Genomic DNA, 19,742 nt, shown 5'->3' with positions numbered 1-19,742 from the left:
CGTTTACCCAAGGCATGAAAGGGCTGCCCGAGCCGGGCATACGACAGGAACATCCACATGGTCGAACTCTACGGGAAGGCGATGTCGCGCCGCGACATCGCCGCCAGGGCCGGGTCTTTTTCGCAATTTGCCGGCGTGCGCCTGATGACGCTCGAAGACGGCGTCGAGCGCGGCATCCGCATGCTGGAATTCCGCAGCGGAACGGGATTGCGCTTCACCGTGCTCGTCGACCGCGCCCTCGATATCGCCGACTGCGAATTTCGCGGCATGGCGATCGGATGGAACTCCCCGGCCGGCTTCAAGCATCCCGGCCTGCATGAATATGAAGGCGAGGGCGGTCTTTCCTGGCTGCGCTCCTTCTCGGGACTCATGGTGACCTGCGGTCTCGACCATATCCTGTTCATGGCGGACGAGCCGGGCGACACCTATGTCTACGGCCCTCGCAAGACCGTCAGCCATTCGCTGCATGGCCGGATCGGAACGATTCCTGCAAGGCTCACGGGCTATGGCGAGGAATGGAGGGGCGACGACTGCATCCTCTGGTGCGAGGGTGTCGTCACCCAGGGTACGGTGTTCGGAGAGCATCTCGACCTCGTGCGCCGCATCGAAATCAAGGCGGGCACCAACGAGATCAGGCTCACCGACCGGGTGGTCAATCGCGGCTTCTACCGCACCCCGCATATGTATTGTTACCACATCAATGTCGGTCATCCGGTCCTGGCGGAAAATTCCCGCTACCTGGCGCCCATCAAGGAGGTCGTCTGGGCCGCTCATGCCGGCGCCGACTACGAGAAGCAGGATGTCGGCTACCATACGCTGCCGGCTCCGCAGCTCAATTTCCACGAGCAGGTCTGGCAGCACGAAATGGCCGCGGACGGCGAAGGCCGGGTTCCGGTTGCCCTCGTCAACGATGCGCTCGGCATCGGCTTCGAAGTCGTCACCCGCAAGGACCAGTTTCCCTGCATGTACGAATGGCAGAACCTGCAAGCCGGGCAGTATGCGCTCGGCATAGAGCCGTCGACCAATCACGTCCTCGGCCATGGTGCTGCGCGCGAGCGCGGCGAACTGATCTGGCTCGAGCATGGTGACGAACGGAGATATGACACCACCTTCCGGATCCTTCCCGATGCGGATGCGATAGCAGCCAGCGAAAGGCGGATCCGCAGCCTCGCCGAACAACCCGTCGACGCGTTTCCCCGGCCGACCGGCAATCACTTGCCCATCGGAGGACGGCGATGATTGCCGGACCTTTGACCACCGGGGAGGTTGTCCCCGGAATGTCGATCGCCGGCAAGGTCATCCTTTATACGGGTGCGGCCGGCGGCCTGGGAGCGGAGACTACACTGAGTTTTCTCCGTGCCGGCGCACGCGTCGTGGCCATCGACAACGACGAGGCAAAGACGCGCGCGCTCGTGGATGCTTCGGAAAGGGAAGGGCTGGGTGGTCTCACGGTGCGGGCGATCGACCTCGCCGACCTGAGCGGCCTGCGCGCCGCGCTCGACCAGGCTGCTGCCAAGGCGGGCGGTTTCGATGTGGTGATCAACAATGCCGCGATCTATCCGTCGAGGCCGTTCGAAGAGTATTCGATCGAGGATTTCCAGCGCGTGCAGCGGATCAATGTCGATGCCGGCATCGTCTGCGTCCAGGCGGCCTTGCCGCACATGCGCGAGCGGGGCTGGGGCCGGATCGTCAATATCGCCAGCGTCACCCTGTCCGGCGGGTGGGCGAATCTTGCCCCTTATGTGCAGTCCAAGGGCGCCCTCGTCGGGCTGACGCGCGCCTGGGCGCGCGAATTCGGTGGCTACGGCATCACCGTCAATGCCATCTCGCCGGGCGCTTTCCCGACGGATGCCGAAAAGATCCATCCGGATCCGGAAGGCTATACGCGTTTCGTGCTCGACCACCAGGCGGTCAAACGCCGTGGTCGCCCAGCCGACATCGCTGCCGCTCTTACCTTCCTGATCTCCGACTCTGCGGGCTTCATCACCGGCCAGACCCTGAACGTCGACGGCGGCTGGGTGATGCATTGACCGCTTGAATACATAAGGAACTGAACGAATGGGAATTCTCAGCGGATTTCGCGTCCTCGATTGCTCGATCGCCATGGCGGGTCCGTTTGCGGCACAGCGTCTCGGCGACCTCGGCGCCGACGTGATCAAGGTCGAGCCCGTGTCGGGCGAGTGGCAGCGCCACGTCGCCGCGGGGGGAGCCGGAGGCAACAGGGTCAACGTCTCCTTCCTGTCGCTCAATCGCAACAAGCGCTCGCTCGCCGTCGACCTGAAGTCGCCGGAGGGCAAGGAGGTTCTTCTCGACCTGGTGAAGACGGCCGACATCTTCCTGCAGAACTACCGTCCGGGCGTCGCGAAACGTCTCGGCGTCGATTACGACACGCTCTCCCGCATCAATCCGCGCCTCGTGTATGTGTCGATGTCGGGATATGGCGAAGATGGACCCTATATTGATCGGCCCGGACAGGATCTCGTTCTCCAGGGCATGTCGGGCGCAATGCTTTCGGCGGGACGCGCAGGCGAGGCGCCGATGGCGGCGGGGCAATATCTGGTCGACGCCATCACCGCCTACAACGCATTCGAAGGCGCCCTTGCAGCTCTCTTTCACCGGGAGCGGACCGGCGAGGGACAGCTCGTGCAGGTCAATATGCTGGATGCGATCACCACGATCCAGATGCAGGAGCTCTCCGTCTTCACGATCGGCCAGAAACCGCAGAAGCGCTCGGCCGAGCCGCACGCCCATGTCTACATCCGCGCACCCTACGGCGCTTTCGCCACCAGCGATGGTTTCATCATCGTCGCGTTTCCCAAGCTCAAGACCTTGGGAGAGGTGATCGGCGAGGAAAGCTTCCTGACAATGGACGACGAAGTCGACACCTGGACCAGGCGGGACGAGATCTTCGCCAAGACACGCGAGAAGCTGAAGACGAAAAGCTCCGAGGAGTGGCTCGCACGGCTTCGTGCGGCAGACATCTGGTGCGGCCCGGTCTATGGCTATGCGGACCTCGTCGAGGACGCGCAGATCAGGCACAACGGTACCTTCGTCGAATATGACCATCCGACCGAAGGCCGCGTCAAGACGCCCGGGTTTCCGATCAGGTTCTCCAAGACCCCCTCGACCGTCGACCGCGGGGCGCCGGTCGTCGGTCAGCATACACGCGAGATATTGAAGGACGCGGGCTATGACGAGGCTCGCATCGCCGCACTCGAAGCCGCCGGTGCCATTGCCGCCGAGGACGTCTGACGATGCAACGGCTGCAGGCTCTGACATGGGATCATCCACGCGGCTACAACGCGCTTGCGGCTGCCGCCGCGTGCCCTGAACTCGCAGAATGGGGGCTTGCCATAGATTGGGAGAAGCAGCCGCTCGAAGGCTTCGAATCCCATCCGATCGCCGATCTTTGCGCGCGCTATGATCTCGTGGTTCTCGATCATCCTCATGTCGGGGAAGCTCTGGCCGGAAATTGCCTGCGGTCTCTCGAGGACGTGTTCGGCGATGCGACCGTCCAGGCGCTCGAGGCGGAGAGCATCGGTCCCTCCTTGCGGAGCTACCGCTTCGGCGGCGCTCATTGGGCGCTGCCGCTCGATGCGGCCACGCAGGTGATGGCGGCGCGGGCCGATCTTCTCGAGGCACCGGTGCCCGAGCTTTGGGACGAGGTCGTGGCGCTCTCCCGGAGCACCGGCAAGGTGGCGCTGTCGCTCGCCGGTCCGCACGCGGCGCTCTCGTTCCTGTCGATAGCCGCGGCCTTCGGCGACCCTCCGGCGGAGACGGATCCGGAGGTCCTCGTCTCCCGGCACGTCGGGCGCCCGGTTTACGAACTGATGCGCGATCTCGCAAACCGCAGTCCGCGGTCTGTGCGCGACCGGAACCCGATCGGGATCCTCGATCACATGGCGTCGAACGACGACGTCGTGCTCTGCCCGCTGGTCTACGGTTACGTGAACTACGCCGCGCCGCAGACGGGGCATCAGGTCGCCTTCCACGACGCGCCGCGCCGCATCCCCGGCGGGCGGCCGGGTTCGACGCTCGGCGGTACGGGAATCGGCATCTCGCGGCGCTGCGAAATCACGCCGGCTCTGAAGGAACACCTGCTCTGGCTGATGAGCCGCGAGGCCCAGGTCGATTTCATCCCCGCCCATGACGGCCAGCCGTCTCGGCGCGAGGCCTGGCATGATCCACGCGTCAACGCCCTCTGGGGCGGATTCTACGAAAACACGGCCGATACGCTGGAGCAGGCCTATGTGCGCCCGCGCCACGACGGCTACATCGCCTTCCAGGGCAAGGCATCGGCGCTTCTGCGGCAGGCCTTCGAGGATGGTGCGCCGGCCGACGGCGTGCTCGAAAGCTTGCAGGCCCTCTATGCAAGCCATCGCAAAGCCGGTGGCGAAAGGTAGGTAAATGACCGACGACGTTCTCTATGCCGCGGACGGTGCAATCGCCACGATCACCCTCAACCGGCCCCAAAAGCTCAATGCCGTGACGCCGGAAATGGCCGATGCGATCGTCGCGGCCGTGAAGGAAAGCAACGACAGCGACCGCATTCGCTGCGTCATCCTTACCGGCGCCGGTGATCGCGCCTTCTGCGCCGGCTCCGATATCCGCGAGCTCGACACCTACCGTACGCCCTGGCAGTTCCGCAATCGGCCGGACTATTGCGATGCGTTCCGCGCCCTGCTCAAGCCGACGATTTGCGCGGTGAACGGCTATGCCTTCGGTGGCGGCCTGGAGACGGCCATGTCCTGCGACATCCGGATCGCTTCGGAAAACGCGCAGTTCGCGGCACCGGAGATCAAGCTCGGATGGATCGGCGGCGGCGGCATGGCGGCACATCTGATGCATTCCATCGGCGCCTCGAATGCCGCGCTCATGCTGATGACGGGCGACCCGATACCGGCGGACAAGGCGCTGGCCTGGGGGCTGGTCAGCGAGGTCGTTGCCCAGACCGACCTGTTGGAACGTGCCCGCGCGATCGCCGAAATCATCGCCTCGCGGGCACCGATCGCGGCGGAAACGGCGAAGGCCAACCTCAAGGCGGCGGTTTCGATGCCGCTCGACAAGGCTATCGAATACGAACGCGATCTGCAGACGATCTGCTTTGCGACCGCGGACGCGGCCGAGGGCCGGGCGGCCTTCAAGGAGAAGCGCGCCCCCAATTTCGAAAGGCGGTGATGACCATGCAGTCAGCATTGACCTTCGCACGAGGACTGGGCCGGCATCGCGAAGCATCGGTGCTTGCCATGCTCGCCGTCGTGGCGCTCTATCTGACATTCGCCAGCGATTATTTCCTGGAGCCGCGCAACCTGCTGAACGTCGGCCGCCAGGCCTCGGTCGTGGCGATCGTCGCCTTGGGGCAGGCCCTGGTCATCATCGCCCGCGGCATCGATCTTTCCGTGGGTTCGGTCATCGGTCTGTCCGCTGTCATCGCAGCCGTGCTGATGCGCGACACCGGCAGCGAGACCGTCGGCCTCCTCGGCGGCCTTCTGACGGGACTCGCCTGCGGCCTTGCCAACGGACTTCTCTACACGCGGCTGAAAATCAATCCTTTTATCGCCACGCTCGGCACGCTCTCGATCGCGCGCGGGATCGCGCTCCTCATGACCGGCGGCATCCCTGTATCGTTTGGCGGCTTTGCCGAGTTCGTCGGTGCGGGGCGCATCTTCGACATACCCGTGTCCTTCCTGCTGATGATCGTGCTCGCCGCGATCGTCCATGTATTCGCGAGCCGGACCGTCACAGGCCGGGAGATCTATGCGATCGGCGACAATCCCAAGGCCTCCCGTCTTGCCGGCGTGAACCTGCGCTCGACCCGGCTGTTCGTCTTCGCGCTGTGCGGCCTGCTGGCAGGGCTCGGCGGGCTCATCCTCGCGGGCAACCTGGCAAGCGCCGACCCGAATCTCGGCATGGGATACGAGCTGGACGTCATCGCCGCCGTGATCCTCGGCGGCACCGCATTGAGCGGCGGCCGCGGCTCGATCCTCGGCGTCGTGATCGGCGCCTTGCTCATGGCGCTGCTCAACAACGCTTTTGTGCTCCTCGGCATCTCTGCCTACTGGCAGGTCGTCACCAAGGGGCTCGTCATCATCTTCGCCGTCGGGCTGGACGGGCTGCAGCGCGGCGGCGACGACGACTGATCATTTATCGGAGGAGACAAGCATGTTGCTCAAGAGACTTAAAACCATGGCCTTTGCTGCTGCGGCCGTTGCGGCGGTCACATTGCCTTCGCTGGCGGGCGAAGCACCGCAGGGCGGCACCGTCGCCGCGGTGGAAAACACCAAGGGGCCGGTGAGGATCGCTTTCCTGTCGTTTCAGAACAATCCGTTCTGGACCCCGGTCACGGAAGGGGCGAGGGCGGCGAACGACTATCTGTCGAAATACGACGCCAAGGTCGATTTCGTCGATCTCGGGGACGAGCTCTCCGCCGAGGCGGTTGTCGCCGGCATCGAGGGCGCACTCGCCAAGAAATATGACGGCATCGTCGTGGTGCCGATCTTCGACGGCACGGCGCGCATTATCAACGAAGCCACGAAAGAGGGCGTGCCGGTCTTCAACATCATTGCGGAAGGTGCGACGGAATCGCAGCGCCTTGCCTTCATCGGCCAGGATGCGACCTCGGCCGGCAAGCAGATCGGCGAATTCATCGCCAAGAAGATGAACGGAAAGGGCAAGCTCGGCGTCATCACCGGCTATTTCGGCGCCACCCAGCACACGCAGCGCATGAACGGCGCGCTGGAATATCTGAAGGAGAACTCCCCGGACATTCAGATCGTCGGTCCTTTCGAGAACAAGGACAAGGCGGAGTCGGCCTATTCGCTCGTCCAGGACATGATGACCGCCAATCCGGATCTCTCGATGGTCTACGTGACCGCCGGCGGGCCGTTCGGTGCGGCAAAGGCCGTCAAGGATCTCAACCTGACCGGCAAGGTCGGCGTCGTCGGCTTCGACCATACGCCCGACAATATCCAGTACCTGAAAACCGGTGAGATGGTCGGCCTGCTCGACCAGGCGCCCTACCAGCAGGCGCTCGATTCGAGCGTTATGCTCTACAACTATATCGTCGCCGGCCAGGAGCCGCCCGCAAAGGTCATCCCGGTGACCGGAAAGCTGCTGACGCCCGATGACGCCAAGTAACAGCCCGCGCGCGGCGGCTGCGCCTGGCGCAGAAGCAGCGCGCGTCGTCTCCGTGCCGCTCCTTCGCGCGCGCCGGATTGCCAAGAGTTTCTCGGGCAATTCCGTACTTCACTCGGTCGACCTCGACTTGAAGGCGGGTGAGATCGTGGGCCTGCTCGGTGAAAACGGCGCCGGCAAATCGACGCTGATGCATATTCTGTCCGGCGGCCTTCAGGCCGACGGCGGCACGATCGAAATGGACGGCCTGTCGGTCCGCTTCGGCTCAGTGTCGGAAGGCATCGAAGCGGGCGTCAGCTTCGTTCATCAGGAACTGTCTGTCGTCGGCGCGCTGAGCGTCGCCGAGAACCTGCATCTCGGTCGGATGCCGCGGACCGGTATGGGCCTCGTCGATATCGACTTGATGCAGCACGCCTCCCGTGCCCTGCTTCAAAGGGTCGGCGCCGGTCACATCCCGCCGGACCGGGAAGCAGGGACCCTGCGGGCGGGTGAACAACAGCTGGTCGAGATCGCCAAGGCGGCGGCAAGAAAGCCACGGCTGCTGATCCTCGACGAGCCGACGTCATCCCTGACGCCGCACGAGGTCGCCGGGTTCTTCTCCTATGTCCGCGAGGCGCGGGAGGCAGGAGCGGCCATCATCTTCATCACGCATCGCCTCGAGGAGGCGATGGCCCTTTGCGACCGTGTCGTCGTGCTGCGGAACGGGGCGATCGTCAGCGAGCGACGCCCCGGCGAAACGAGCCGCGAGCAGCTGATCAAGGACATGACCGGGAAGCCCGCCATCTACCAGTACAGGCAGCGTTCCCTTGCAAGCGGGACGCCTGCGCTGTCGGTCGCGGGATTGTCGGACGATCGTCTGCTGGACGACATCAGCCTCGACATTCGCAAAGGCGAAATCTTCGGCCTGTTCGGTCTCGTCGGTGCCGGCCGCACCGAGCTGCTGGAGCTTATACACGGGGTGCACCGGCCAAAGGCCGGCGACATCTCGCTGTTCGGAGAAAAGGTGGCCTTCGCCGACCCGAGCGAGGCGGTGAAGGCGGGGGTTGCGCTCGTGCCGGAAGGCCGCAAGACGGCAGGCATCCTGCCGCAGCATTCGGTGCGCGACAATGCCGCGATCAGCAGCCTGCGCCGTTTTTCGAAGGGCCTGTTCTCCGATCGGTCAGGAGAGGCCGGGCGTATGGCGTTCTATCGCGAAACGCTCGGCATTCGCATGGTTCGCGACACGCAACCGATCTCGACGCTCTCGGGCGGCAATCAGCAGAAGGCGATTTTCGCCCGCGCCCTCATGGCCGAACCGCGATTGTTGCTCCTGGACGAACCCACGCACGGAGTGGATGTCGGCGCGAAGTCCGAGCTCTACGACATCGTCGCCCGGGAAGCGGAAAAGGGGCTGACCGTCCTCATCGCTTCGTCGGAGGTGCCGGAGATCCTGGCGCTGTGTGATCGCGTCGCCGTTCTCTCCAAGGGACGGCTCGCCGGCGTCGTGGACCGAGCCGACATGACGGAAGACCGAATTTTGACCATGGCATTCATGGAGCACTGAACGGTGAGTATCGGCTTTTTCGTTGCCCCAGGCCGATATCCGGCTGCTCTCGCAGATAAGCCACCCTTCAAAGTTGGAACAGTTTCGAGCTCCAAGCGGCCGGCCGTCAGGTCTCGGCAGGGTGGGTTCCATTTCGGTGAGGTTGCGAATAGGTCCCAGGTGCAGCCTCAGTAATCGACGGCGCGATCGTCGTTGGGATCCGCCCATCGGGTGTTCGGGACGACGGAAAACCAGCCGGGGCGGGAGGGATCGCGGTCGTAGGGATAGCCGCCGAGCGTCTTATGGAGGTCGGCGTACTGCCCGAGCTTGTCGCGATCGAGCTCGACTCCGAGACCGGGCGCCGTCGGTACCTTGATGGCACCGTTCTCGTAGCGCATCGGACCGCCGACGATGATATCGTCGGTCAGCTGGTGATAATGCGCATCCGCGTGGAAGACGAGGTTCGGGAGAACCGCGCCGAGATGCAGCATCGTGGCGAGCTGAATGCCGAGTTCGCCCGATGAATGCACCGCGATGCCAAGCTGGAAGGTCTCGCAGACACCCGCCGCCTTCACGCAGGGGCGGATGCCGCCCCAGAAGGTGGTGTCGAGCAGGATCACGTCCACGGCGGGATTAAGGATATTGGCGGCGAGCTGCTCGAAATTCACCACGACGGTATTGGTGGCGAGCGGCATGGTCGTATTCTCGCGGACGCGCCGCATGCCGTTCAACCCCCAGGTGGGGTCCTCGTAGTAATCGTTGTTGAGATCCTCGATGCCCTTTGCGAAGCGGATAGCCTCCTCGACGCTGAACGCAGCGTTCGGGTCGTAGCGGACGCTGTCGGGACCGAGGGCCCTCGCCCATGCGCGAAAGACCTCCAGCTCGTACTCCGGCGCGAAGACGCCGCTCTTCAGCTTGTGCGAGGTGAATCCGCATTTCTTTTTCAGCGCCAGCGTCTGCTCGATGAGCTGATCGGCCGTGCGCGTCTCGCCTTCGCCGGTGTCCTTGTTGGGAAGGCGGAAAAACATGTAGCTGGCAAAAGGAACCGCATCGCGCATCTTGCCGCCGAGGAGATCGCAGACCGGCACGCCGAGAAATTTGCCCATGATGTCGAGACAGGCGAACTCGATGGCGGCATGCATCTGGGTGCGGTTGTTGTAGAGGCTGGCGGTCGGATTGCAGATCATGAAGCGGAGATTTTCCAGCTCGAAGGGATCGTGGCCGACGAGATAGGGCTTCAACGCCCGGAACGCCGCCTCGGCGCTCTCCCCGCCTCCGCCCATTTCGCCGAGACCGACGATGCCAACATCGGTTTCCACCTCGACGATCGTACGGACGAACCGCCCCCAATGTGCGCCATTGGAATGACGCAGCGGCGCCTCCAGCGGAACGGTGACGGTGGTCGCGCGGATATCGGTGATCCTGGGTCGCTTCATGGGAGGCTCCAATGCAGGCTGTCGGGTGCGGAGGTTAGGGGTGCGGGGCGCCGGCCGTGTCCGTCGGCGCTGGCCGGAAACGGTCGCCCTGCTATTGCGCCTCCCCCAGCACGCGCAGGATTTCGTAGCAGGCACCGAATGGATGGTAGTCGGTCTTGCCTGGAGGGCTCTTGATGTCGCTCTGCTTCACGCCGTCGGGCGAGAGAATGCGGAACCAGCAGCCATATTCGTGATCGATCAGGTGCCGCCAGCTGTAGCGCCAGAGCCTGTCGTAATCCTGCCAGTAGCGCTCCCGTCCGGTGCGGGCGGCGAGCGCGGCCGCGGCCGCAATCGTTTCGCAATGGACCCAATGATATTTGTCGAGGTCATGGAGCTTGCCGTCGGGGCCATAGCTGTAGTGCATGCCGCCGAATTCGAGATCGGCGCTCTTTGCCAAGGCCGTCTCGTAGAGAAGGATGGCTTTCGGCAGGATCCAGTCCTGCGGGCGATAGCGCTCGAGGATCAGGAGCAGCTTGGTCCATTCCGTCATGTGGCCCGGCTGGTAGCCGTAGGGCCGGAAGAGGTGCTTCGGATCGTCCTTGTTGTAATCCCAGTCGATCGACCAGTCCTCGCGATAGTGCTCCCAGACCACGTCCTGAGCGTTGGCGGCAAGCTCGACGCAGATGCGCCGGGCGAGGGTTTCGGCGCGGTCCAGGTAACGGACCTCGCCGGTCGCCTCATAGGCGGCCAGCATCGCCTCGGTCATGTGCATGTTGGCGTTCTGTCCCCGATAGGGCGAAGTCGCCCCCCAGTCGCGGCTGATTTCGTCCTTGTAGAGTTCGCGGTCCGGCTCCCAGAAGCGGCTTTCGAGAAGTTCCCAGGTCTGCGAAACCCGGGCGTCCATACCGGGAATTCCGGCCTTCATGGCTGTCGCATAAGCGAGCAAGACGAAGGCGTGGCCGTAGCAATGCTTCGTCGCATCCACCGCATCGCGGCCGCGCATCAGCCAGAAATAGCCGCCATGCTTCGGATCGCGGTGAACCTCGTCGAGATATCTTACGCCATGGGCGGCCGCTTCCGCGAAGTCCGGGCGTTCGAAGATCACCGCGGCGGTGGCATAGTTGAAGATGAAGCGCGTGGTGGAGACGAGATGCTGGGTCTTCCGGTCGGTGATGAAACCGTCGTCGCGGTATTCGTTGTAGTAGCCTCCGTCTTCCTCGTTGAGGCAGATCGGATGGTAGAAATCCATGATCTCGCGCATATGGGCGCGCAGGAAGTCTTTCGAGCGGAAATCGGGAAGCGGTTTCATGACGGGCCTCCGGTCAATCTGGAATGACGATGCCGAGCTTGGAAAGAACGCCGCCGTCGATCTTGATGTCGGCGCCCGTGATGAAGCGGGCCTTATCGCCGGCAAGAAAGGCAACCAGTTCGGCGATTTCGGAAGGCTTGCCGACGCGGCCCAGCGGATGTCCTCTTCCCCAAGCTTCCAGCGTCGCCTCGGCGGTGCCTTCGCCTTTCCACAGATCGGCGGCCCAGCGCAGCATCGGGGTGTCGACGGAGGCGGGGCAGACGGCATTGACGGTAATATTGTCCCCGGCATGGTCCAGCGCCATGGCGCGCACGAGTGCGTTGATCGCGCCTTTGCTCGCCGTATAGGCGGCGACGCCCGCCTGCGAAGCATAGGCCTGCACGGAAGAGATGGCGACGATCGCGCCGCCGCCGCGCTTGCGCATTTCGGGAATGGCGAATTTGGAGGCGAGGAAGATGCCCTTCAGATTGATGTCGAGAACGTCGTCCCAGACCTCATCCGGTGTGTCGACCACGGTGCCGTAGCGCTGGATGCCGGCGCAGCAGGCAAGAATATCGACGCCCCCATGGCGCGATACCGCGGCCTGAACCGCCGCTTCCATGTCGTGCTTGGAGCGGACGTCGCCGACGAACCCGGCGGCATTGTCCCCGATGGAAGCCACGGCCTCGTCGACCGAAGCCTTGTCGTTTGCCACGATCGTCACCTTGCCGCCGCCGGCAGCAAAACGATGGGCACAGGCGAGACCCATGCCGAGGCTTCCGCCGGTGACGACGATGCTCTTGCCGTTGAAATCGCTCATCACGCTGTCTCCGTAACAGAGGGGAACTTGTCGGACGCCTGCCCGAATTTTGGCTCTTCGACGCCGTGCCCCACGCCCTCGACCGCGAAGAGCCCGCCCTCCAGCGGATGCATATCGAGATGATCGTTCGTCATGGTGAAACGCGCCGAGGTCACGTAGAGGGTGGAAAGATCCGTGCCGCCGAATGTGCAGCTCGTCGGCCAGCTTGCCGGCAGCTCGATCAGTTGGATGAGACGGCCGGTTCCGTCGAAGCCCGCGACGGCTGCGCCTCCCGCCACCCGGCAGTTCCAGAGCCGGTCGTCTGCATCGAGGCAGGAGCCGTCCGGCAGGCCGCGGGCGAAGCCGGCCACGACGGTGCGCCGGTTGTCGATCCTCCCGGCGGCAAGATCGCAATCGAACACGTAGATCTCGTTCGCGAGCGTGTCGGCGAAGAAGAAACGGTTGTCCCGCGTCCAGCCCATGGTGTTGGTGATGCCGTACTCGTTGGGCGTGAGCTGCGACACGTGACCGGCGGGATCGATGCGGTAGACCGCGCCCGATTGCCGGTCCATGTCCTTCGGTGAGCCGCCTGCGTCAAGATTGCTCTGCATCGTCGCGACCCAGAAGGAGCCGTCCGGTGCGACGCGACCCTCGTTGAGGCGATTTTCCGGCAGATCCGGCTCCGGCACGGCAAACGCCTCGAAGCGCCCGCCGGGCTTCCACAGGCAGACGTTGCGGCTGAGGCCGACGATGAACCCGCCATCCGCCCGCATGCCGATCGACGTCACGAAGTCCGGGGTCGGCCATGTGTCATGACGGCCGGTTTCGGGTTCGAGCCGATGGATGCGTTTGCCGACGATATCGACCCAGTAAAGCGCCTTCTCGTCCCCGGACCAGAGAATGCTCTCGCCGACGATGTCCTTCGCATCGAGGAGCAGCGAAACCGTGGCACTCATGGCCGCGCCATGAATCCGGTATGCAACGCCGAGGGGCGTCGCCGCTTGCAGTCGGCCATTGGTGTCCTCCCAAACCCGGTTGCATTCTTGTATGCAAGATTTCAGCAAGCGTCAAGGGAGCTTCAATGGCGAGTAGCAAACGAAACGTTGTGCGGGTAATCTGCTCGCGATGAACGATTGCATGCAAAAATACATAGGGCTTTCATTTTATGACGCGTGACATAAAAATCTCGGCCGCGGAGCATTGCTACCGCACCCTTTCGCGCAAGATCATCGGGCTCGAACTGAAGCCGAACGAACCGATCGGCGAGCATGCGCTGGCAGGGCTCCTGGGGGTCAGCCGCACGCCCGTGCGCGAGGCCCTTTCGCGGTTGAGTGCGGAAGGACTTGTCGACCTCCGGTCACGGGCAGGCGTCGTGGTGGCGCCGATCCGCATGGACGCGGTCAGGACCGCCCAGTTCGTTCGCGAACAGCTGGAGCTGGCGATCGTTGCCGAAGCGGCGCAGCAATCGAACCGCCGCGTCCTGCTCGGCATACGGCAGGCCATCGAGGAGCAGGAGCTTGCTGTCCTCGAGGACAACCCCGACCTGTTTTTCGAGTGCGACGAACGCATGCACGCGCTTTACTGCAGCCTCGCGGGCCGCGACGGAGTCTGGGCCTTCATCTCGGATGCCAAGAAGCATATGGACCGGGTCCGCCGTCTGTCGATACAGGCGGGGCAACTCGACCAGCTGGTCGAGGATCACCGGCGCGTTCTCGAGGCTGTGAGCGAAGGGGACGCGACCAGGGCCCAGGAGATCATGCGGCTGCATCTGCGGCGCGCGATGGTCGATCTGGGCGAGCTTGCTCAGCGGTTTTCGGCGTATTTCGCGTCGGATACGGGAGGCGATGCCCGTTAGGCCGCTTCTGTCGAGCGGTTGCTTCCGTGCCTTCCAAACAGATTTTGCAATTCGGCGTTGACAACAGCCGAAGGCGAATCTATTCACAGGTCATCATAAACCTATCTGATAGGTAGGAGGTTAACTTGATAGAGCTCAAGGCGGAGGAAGAGTCCTCATCCGGACGTTCCGGCGCGGATGGACTGCTCGGCGGCGTCATGACTGCCGTGAAGGTTCACATTCGCGAGAACGGTCTTCAGGTCGGCGATTCGTTGCCGAGCGAGGGAGCCTTTGCCGAAAAGCTGGGCGTATCCCGCAGCGTCGTGCGCGAGGCCTATCGTTCGCTCGCCGCGCTGACGCTGATCGACATCGGTAATGGCCGGCGTCCGCGGGTGGCCGCGCCCAAGGCGGACGTGCTGGCCCTGGTGACCGACCATGCCGTGCATACCGATCAGGTGACGATCCAGCAGATTTTCGATGTCCGCCGGACTGTCGAGCGCCGCACCGTCGTGCTGGCAGCCATGCGCCGCACCGACAAGGAGGCCGCCGAAATCGTCGCGCTTGCCGAAGCGATGCAGCGGGATTTCGACCAGCCGGTCAGGGTCATGGAACACGATATCGCCTTTCACGAAGCGATCGGCACGGCGTCCCGCAACCCGATGTTCGCGCTGATCGTCGGCTCCTTCCATGTCGTCACGCGCCATACCTGGCCGATCGGCTGGGCGAGCCGCGCCAGCAATGAGACGCGGCAGGAAAGTATCGACGGCCACATGACCATCGCGCAGGCCATCGCCAACGGCGACCCGGCGAAAGGCGAGGAGGCGATGGTCGAGCATTTCGATCTGACGGTAAAGGCGCTTTTGGCGGCAGGAGTTTATTGAGCATGAAGATCACGGAATTAGAAACGGTCCGCGTCCGCGACTTTCCCAATATTCTCTGGGTCCGCATCCACACGGACGAGGGGCTTGTCGGACTTGGCGAGACCTTCTTCATGGCGCAGACCGTGGAAACCTACATTCACGAGGTGGTGGCTCCGAAGCTCGTCGGGCGCGACCCGCTGGAGATCGACCGCATCTCGAAGGATCTGACAGGCTATCTCGGCTTCCGCTCGACCGGGGCGGAGATGCGCGGCAATTCGGCGGTGGATATCGGGCTCTGGGACCTTTTCGGCAAGGCGACGAACCTGCCGATCGCCCAGCTTCTCGGCGGCTTCTCGCGTCGCGAGATCCGCACCTACAACACCTGCGCCGGCAATACCTATATGCGCGACGCAAAGGGCCAGCAGACGGCAAACTACGGCATCGGCGGCCCGCGGCGCGACTATGACGACCTGAACGGATTTCTGGAACGGGCGGACGAACTCGCCGAGGACCTCCTGTCGGAGGGCATCACTGCCATGAAGATCTGGCCGTTCGATATCGCGGCGGAGAAAAGCGGCGGCCAGTATATTTCCGGGCCGGACCTGCGCAAGGCACTGGAGCCCTTCGAGAAGATCCGCAAGCGCGTCGGCGACCGCATCGACATCATGGTCGAGTTCCACTCCATGTGGCAATTGACGCCCGCCATCCAGATCGCCCGGGCACTCGAGCCCTATGCCACCTTCTGGCATGAAGACCCGATCAAGATGGACTCGCTCTCCAGTCTGAAGCGCTACGCGGCGGCAAGCCGCGCGCCGCTCTGCGCGTCGGAAACGCTCGCGACCCGATGGGCCTTCCGCGATCTCATGGAAACGGATGCGGCCGGGGTCGTCATGCTCGACCTCTCCTGGTGCGGCGGGATTTCCGAGGCAAAGAAGATCGCCACCATGGCGGAAGCCTGGCACCTTCCGGTCGCGCCGCATGATTGCACCGGCCCTGTGGTGCTCGCAGCCTCGACGCATCTGTCGCTGAATGCTCCGAATGCGCTCGTCCAGGAAAGCGTGCGTGCCTATTACAAGACCTGGTACGCCGACCTTACGACGCAGCTGCCCACCGTGACGAACGGGATGATCACGATCCCGCCGGGGGCAGGGCACGGGGTCGACCTCGCTCCCGATCTCGACCGGAAATTCGAAGTGTCGCGGCGCAGTTCGAAGGATTGAAGTTCGACTAACTTGTATGGTAGTAGGCCAATGCTGCCGGGAGCTTGGAGGGGGGCCGGATGCAGAACATCAAACCGCAGCGCGTTCTGTCCGCGATCGAGGCTGTCGGTCCGCAGGTCTATCGCATCCTGCGCGAGCAGATCATCCAGGCGGAGCTGGTGCCCGGCGCGCGCATTTCCGAAGCCGAGATAGCAAGAAGCCTGTCGATCAGCCGCCAACCGGTTCGCGAAGCCTTCATCAAGCTGGCAGAGGAGGGGCTGGTCCAGGTGCTGCCCCAACGCGGCACCTATGTGACGCGGATTTCGACGGCATCGGTCATGGACGTGCGCTTCGTGCGCGAGGCGATCGAGGCCGACATCGTGCGCCAGGTCGCCGGCGAGCATGAGGTGGCGATCGTCGACGAACTGCGCGAACAGATCGCTCGCCAGAAGCAGGTGGCGCATGACGATCGCGCCGCGTTCCTGCGGCTGGACGAACTCTTCCACCACACGCTCGCGGCGGCCGCCGGCCGCGCCTATGCCTGGAGCGTCATCGAAAGCGTCAAGGCGCAGATGGACCGCGTCCGGTTCCTCAGCGTCGACGACCCGCAGATCGGCCGGCTGATCGAACAGCACGAGCAGATCGTCGATGCGATCGCGGCAGGTGATGTCGGCGGGGCAGAGCAGGCGCTGCGCATGCATCTGCGCGAAATTCTGAAATCTTTGCCCGAGATCGCGCGATCGCGGGCGGAGTTCTTCGACGGCACGGGGTGACCGGCCGCCGCAATATGATCGATGTTCAACGGGAGGTAACGCATCATGATCAGGAAATTGATAGCAGGAACGGCCCTGGGGCTGACGCTGATGGCTCCAGCCGCCAGCGCGGAAGGTCTCAGCATCGCCTTCGTCAGCCATTCGTCGGCCTCGAACACGTTCTGGCAGGCGGTCAAGAAGGGCTATGACGACGCCTGCGAAAAGGTCGGCGCCTCGTGCCAGTTGATCCTCACGCAGACGGAAGGCGCAGTCGAGCAGGCCGTCGCCAATCTGCAGGCGGCGATCGCCTCCAGGCCGGACGCGATCTTCGTCGCGATCGTCGACAACAATGCCTATGACAACGTGATCAAGGAAGCCGTCGACGCCGGCATCCTGGTGCTTGCCGTCAATGTCGACGACAGCGAAGGCGCCAAGGGCAACGCCCGCAAGGCCTTCATCGGCCAGGGCTTCACCGCGGCCGGCTACTCGCTCGCCAAGGCCCAGTCGGAAAACTTCCCGAAGGAGGGCCCGCTCAACCTGCTGGTCGGCGTCAACGCGCCGGGCCAGACCTGGTCCGAGCAGCGCGCGGGCGGCGTCACGAAATTTCTGGAGGAGTACAAGGCCGAGCATTCCGACCGCGAGGTGAACATCACCCGCATCGATTCGGCCACCGACCTCGCGCTGACCGCCGACCGCATCGGCGCCTATCTCAATGCCAACCCGGACACGACCGCCTATTTCGATACCGGCTACTGGCATGCCGGCGTCGCCAAGGTCCTGAAGGATCGCGGCATCGAGCCCGGCAAGGTCCTGCTCGGCGGCTTCGACCTCGTGCCCGAGGTGCTGCAGCAGATGGAGGCCGGCTATGTTCAGGTGCAGGTCGACCAGCAACCCTACATGCAGGGCTTCATCCCTGTCATGCAGGCCTATCTCTGGAAAACCGCCGGCCTGACACCCTCCGATGTCGATACGGGGCAGGGCATCGTCACGCCGAAGGACGTGCCAACGATCCTCGAACTGGCGAAGCAGGGTCTGCGCTGATCTGGCGCTCCCGATAAGCAACAGGCGTCTTGCCCGAGCCCGAAACCGGAGCGGGGGGGGAATTCATGCGGCTTTCCGCCCGCATCCGTCCCAGCTCTCGGAATCGATCGCGTCGACGATCTCAGGCACCCGACCTGAGATCGTCGGTCAGGCACGACGCCGAACCATGAGTGGCAGCCCATGAAGCGATTTCTGAAAATCTATCTCGACAAGCCCGAGCTTGCCGGCCTTGCACTGCTGATCGTCCTCGTTCTCGTCTTCCAGGCGAAGTCGAACGGCATTCTTCTTTCCTTCGAGAACATGCGCGGCGTAATGGGCCTTCTGCCGGAAATGGCGCTCGTCGCCATCGGCGTGACGCTCCTGATGATCTGCGGCGAATTCGACCTGTCGGTCGGGTCCGTCTTTGCGCTGATGCCCATGTCGATGGCGGTGATACTGAATTCCGGCGTGCCCTTCACCGTCGCGGTGCTGCTCGGTCTCATGATCTGCGGGGCGATCGGTTTCATCAACGGTTATGTCACGCTGCAATTCTCGATACCGAGCTTCATCACCACGCTGGGGATGCTCTTCATCGCGCGCTCGCTGACCATCGTCATATCAGGCGGTTTCCCCCCGCTTCTGCCGTCCGACCTGCCGACCTGGCTTTTCACGGACTATATCTGGCAGGGCTCGCCCTTCCGCATGTCCTTCCTCTGGTTCGTGGTCATTGCCGCACTCGTGGCGGCGCTGCTGTCGCTCACCAATTTCGGCAACTGGATCCGGGCGACCGGCGGCTTCAACGAGGCCGCCGCCTCCATGGGCATTCCGGTCAAGCGCGTGAAGATCGTCTGCTTTATGCTCTGCTCGGTACTGGCGGGCTTTGCGGGACTGCTTCAGGTGCTGCGTCTCGGTTCGCCGCTGCCGTCGATCGGCGAAGGGCTGGAATTGCAGGCGGTCGCCGCGGCCGTCATCGGCGGTACGGCGCTCGCAGGAGGGATCGGCACGGTCTTCGGCGCCATCATCGGCACCCTTCTGATCCGCACGATCGACAACGGCCTGGTCCTTTCCCGTGTCGATGCCAACTGGTTCAAGTTCGCGATCGGGGTTCTCACCATGTTTGCCGTCATCGCCAATGCCTGGATGGGTAAAATGTCCCGCAAGATCAAGGTGGAGGCGCACAAATGACCACGCCGATCATCGAATGCCGCAACCTTCAGAAATGGTACAGCGGCGTACATGCGCTGAAGAATGTCGACCTCACGATCCACCCCGGCGAGACCGTCGGTCTCGTCGGCGACAATGGCGCCGGCAAGTCGACGCTCATCAAGATTCTCTCGGGCGTTCACCATCAGGATTCCGGCGACGTGCTGATCGAAGGCCGCAAGGTGGCTCTTCGCAGCCCCAAGGATGCGATGCGCCACGGGCTGGAAACGATCTATCAGTACAATTCCATGGTCCCATCCATGTCGATCGCCCGCAATCTCTTCATCGGCCGCGAGCCGATTAAATGGTCGGTCTTCGGCATCGGCATCATGGACCAGAAGCGCATGCGCGCCGAAAGCATCCGTGCCATCGCCGATGTCGATCTGCATCTGCGCTCGCCGGATGCGCTGGTCGGAGAGCTTTCGGGCGGCCAGCGGCAGGGCGTAGCCATCGCACGCGCCATGCACTTCAAGTCGAAGGTGCTGATCCTGGACGAGCCGACGAACCATCTTTCGGTCAAGGAGACCGACAAGGTGATCGGCTTCGTGCGAGGATTGAAGGCGCAGGGCCTGACCGGGATCTTCATCTCGCACAACATGCAGCACGTCTTCCAATCCTGCGACCGCATCGTCGCGATGGCACGCGGCGAGATCGTGTTCGACATGCCGACCGCCGAGACGTCGATAGACGAGGTTCACGCGCTTCTGTGAGGTAAC

At 63.6% G+C, this 19,742-nt stretch carries 19 protein-coding genes; 15 read left to right on the top strand and 4 right to left on the bottom strand.

Going from position 1 to position 19,742, the window contains the following annotated elements:
• Positions 1-57 precede the first annotated feature (57 nt).
• Genes AC6CIG_RS19425 through AC6CIG_RS19390 form a run of 8 tightly spaced genes read left to right on the top strand, consistent with a single transcriptional unit; the run spans position 58 to position 8,677 of the window.
• Entirely contained in the window at positions 58-1,239 is a 1,182-nt protein-coding gene (locus tag AC6CIG_RS19425; protein WP_127711834.1) for an aldose 1-epimerase family protein, read from the top strand.
• The gene (locus AC6CIG_RS19420; protein WP_164867041.1) at positions 1,236-2,030 is read left to right on the top strand and encodes an SDR family NAD(P)-dependent oxidoreductase; all 795 of its coding nucleotides are present in this window, start codon (positions 1,236-1,238) and stop codon (positions 2,028-2,030) included. The genes AC6CIG_RS19425 and AC6CIG_RS19420 overlap by 4 nt, the downstream gene beginning before the upstream one ends.
• A gap of 28 nt (positions 2,031-2,058) precedes the next feature.
• Complete coding sequence (locus AC6CIG_RS19415; protein ID WP_018096528.1) at positions 2,059-3,252, top strand: CaiB/BaiF CoA transferase family protein; 1,194 nt, start codon at positions 2,059-2,061, stop codon at positions 3,250-3,252.
• Between the two features lie 2 nt (positions 3,253-3,254).
• Positions 3,255-4,403 (top strand): carbohydrate ABC transporter substrate-binding protein, encoded by a 1,149-nt coding sequence (locus tag AC6CIG_RS19410; protein ID WP_498323528.1) that lies wholly within the window; start codon positions 3,255-3,257, stop codon positions 4,401-4,403.
• 4 nt (positions 4,404-4,407) lie between these two features.
• Positions 4,408-5,178 (top strand): enoyl-CoA hydratase/isomerase family protein, encoded by a 771-nt coding sequence (locus AC6CIG_RS19405; protein WP_498323526.1) that lies wholly within the window; start codon positions 4,408-4,410, stop codon positions 5,176-5,178.
• Positions 5,178-6,140 carry an ABC transporter permease gene (locus AC6CIG_RS19400; RefSeq protein ID WP_498323524.1) on the top strand — a complete coding sequence of 321 codons (963 nt, stop codon included), beginning with the start codon at positions 5,178-5,180 and terminating at the stop codon, positions 6,138-6,140. The genes AC6CIG_RS19405 and AC6CIG_RS19400 overlap by 1 nt, the downstream gene beginning before the upstream one ends.
• Before the next feature lie 22 nt (positions 6,141-6,162).
• Positions 6,163-7,137, top strand: a complete 975-nt coding sequence (locus tag AC6CIG_RS19395) for a sugar ABC transporter substrate-binding protein (protein ID WP_498323523.1) — start codon at positions 6,163-6,165, stop codon at positions 7,135-7,137.
• Entirely contained in the window at positions 7,124-8,677 is a 1,554-nt protein-coding gene (locus AC6CIG_RS19390; protein ID WP_498323521.1) for a sugar ABC transporter ATP-binding protein, read from the top strand. The genes AC6CIG_RS19395 and AC6CIG_RS19390 overlap by 14 nt, the downstream gene beginning before the upstream one ends.
• A gap of 167 nt (positions 8,678-8,844) precedes the next feature.
• On the opposite strand, the gene AC6CIG_RS19385 is transcribed toward AC6CIG_RS19390, so the two are convergent.
• The 4 genes from AC6CIG_RS19385 to AC6CIG_RS19370 form a co-directional block, all read right to left on the bottom strand.
• Complete coding sequence (locus AC6CIG_RS19385; protein WP_018096522.1) at positions 8,845-10,092, bottom strand: enolase C-terminal domain-like protein; 1,248 nt, start codon at positions 10,090-10,092, stop codon at positions 8,845-8,847.
• 91 nt (positions 10,093-10,183) lie between these two features.
• Entirely contained in the window at positions 10,184-11,380 is a 1,197-nt protein-coding gene (locus tag AC6CIG_RS19380) for an AGE family epimerase/isomerase (protein WP_498323520.1), read from the bottom strand.
• A 13-nt stretch (positions 11,381-11,393) separates the two neighbouring features.
• Positions 11,394-12,179, bottom strand: a complete 786-nt coding sequence (locus tag AC6CIG_RS19375) for an SDR family NAD(P)-dependent oxidoreductase (protein ID WP_498323519.1) — start codon at positions 12,177-12,179, stop codon at positions 11,394-11,396.
• On the bottom strand, positions 12,179-13,114 hold the full coding sequence (locus tag AC6CIG_RS19370; protein WP_498323517.1) for an SMP-30/gluconolactonase/LRE family protein: 936 nt from the start codon (positions 13,112-13,114) through the stop codon (positions 12,179-12,181). Before AC6CIG_RS19370 ends, AC6CIG_RS19375 begins: the two co-directional genes overlap by 1 nt.
• Before the next feature lie 209 nt (positions 13,115-13,323).
• On the opposite strand from AC6CIG_RS19370, the gene AC6CIG_RS19365 reads away from it, so the two are divergent.
• From AC6CIG_RS19365 to AC6CIG_RS19335, 7 genes are all read left to right on the top strand, one after another.
• Positions 13,324-14,013 (top strand): GntR family transcriptional regulator, encoded by a 690-nt coding sequence (locus AC6CIG_RS19365; protein ID WP_498323515.1) that lies wholly within the window; start codon positions 13,324-13,326, stop codon positions 14,011-14,013.
• Positions 14,014-14,138: 125 nt separating this feature from the next.
• Complete coding sequence (locus tag AC6CIG_RS19360) at positions 14,139-14,873, top strand: FadR/GntR family transcriptional regulator (RefSeq protein ID WP_018096518.1); 735 nt, start codon at positions 14,139-14,141, stop codon at positions 14,871-14,873.
• Between the two features lie 2 nt (positions 14,874-14,875).
• Entirely contained in the window at positions 14,876-16,072 is a 1,197-nt protein-coding gene (locus tag AC6CIG_RS19355) for a mandelate racemase/muconate lactonizing enzyme family protein (RefSeq protein ID WP_102762021.1), read from the top strand.
• A gap of 59 nt (positions 16,073-16,131) precedes the next feature.
• Positions 16,132-16,824: a GntR family transcriptional regulator gene (locus AC6CIG_RS19350; protein WP_498323513.1), complete on the top strand. Its 693-nt coding sequence runs from the start codon at positions 16,132-16,134 to the stop codon at positions 16,822-16,824.
• Between the two features lie 45 nt (positions 16,825-16,869).
• Positions 16,870-17,844 (top strand): sugar ABC transporter substrate-binding protein, encoded by a 975-nt coding sequence (locus tag AC6CIG_RS19345; RefSeq protein WP_102762023.1) that lies wholly within the window; start codon positions 16,870-16,872, stop codon positions 17,842-17,844.
• A 180-nt stretch (positions 17,845-18,024) separates the two neighbouring features.
• Positions 18,025-19,008: an ABC transporter permease gene (locus AC6CIG_RS19340; RefSeq protein WP_102764352.1), complete on the top strand. Its 984-nt coding sequence runs from the start codon at positions 18,025-18,027 to the stop codon at positions 19,006-19,008.
• Positions 19,005-19,736: an ATP-binding cassette domain-containing protein gene (locus AC6CIG_RS19335; RefSeq protein ID WP_498323512.1), complete on the top strand. Its 732-nt coding sequence runs from the start codon at positions 19,005-19,007 to the stop codon at positions 19,734-19,736. The genes AC6CIG_RS19340 and AC6CIG_RS19335 overlap by 4 nt, the downstream gene beginning before the upstream one ends.
• Positions 19,737-19,742 lie beyond the last annotated feature (6 nt).

This window comes from Sinorhizobium sp. GQ132, from assembly GCF_059758575.1.
The sequence above is the reverse complement of the archived record's forward strand: the minus strand, read 5'-3'. Positions and strand labels throughout refer to the sequence as shown.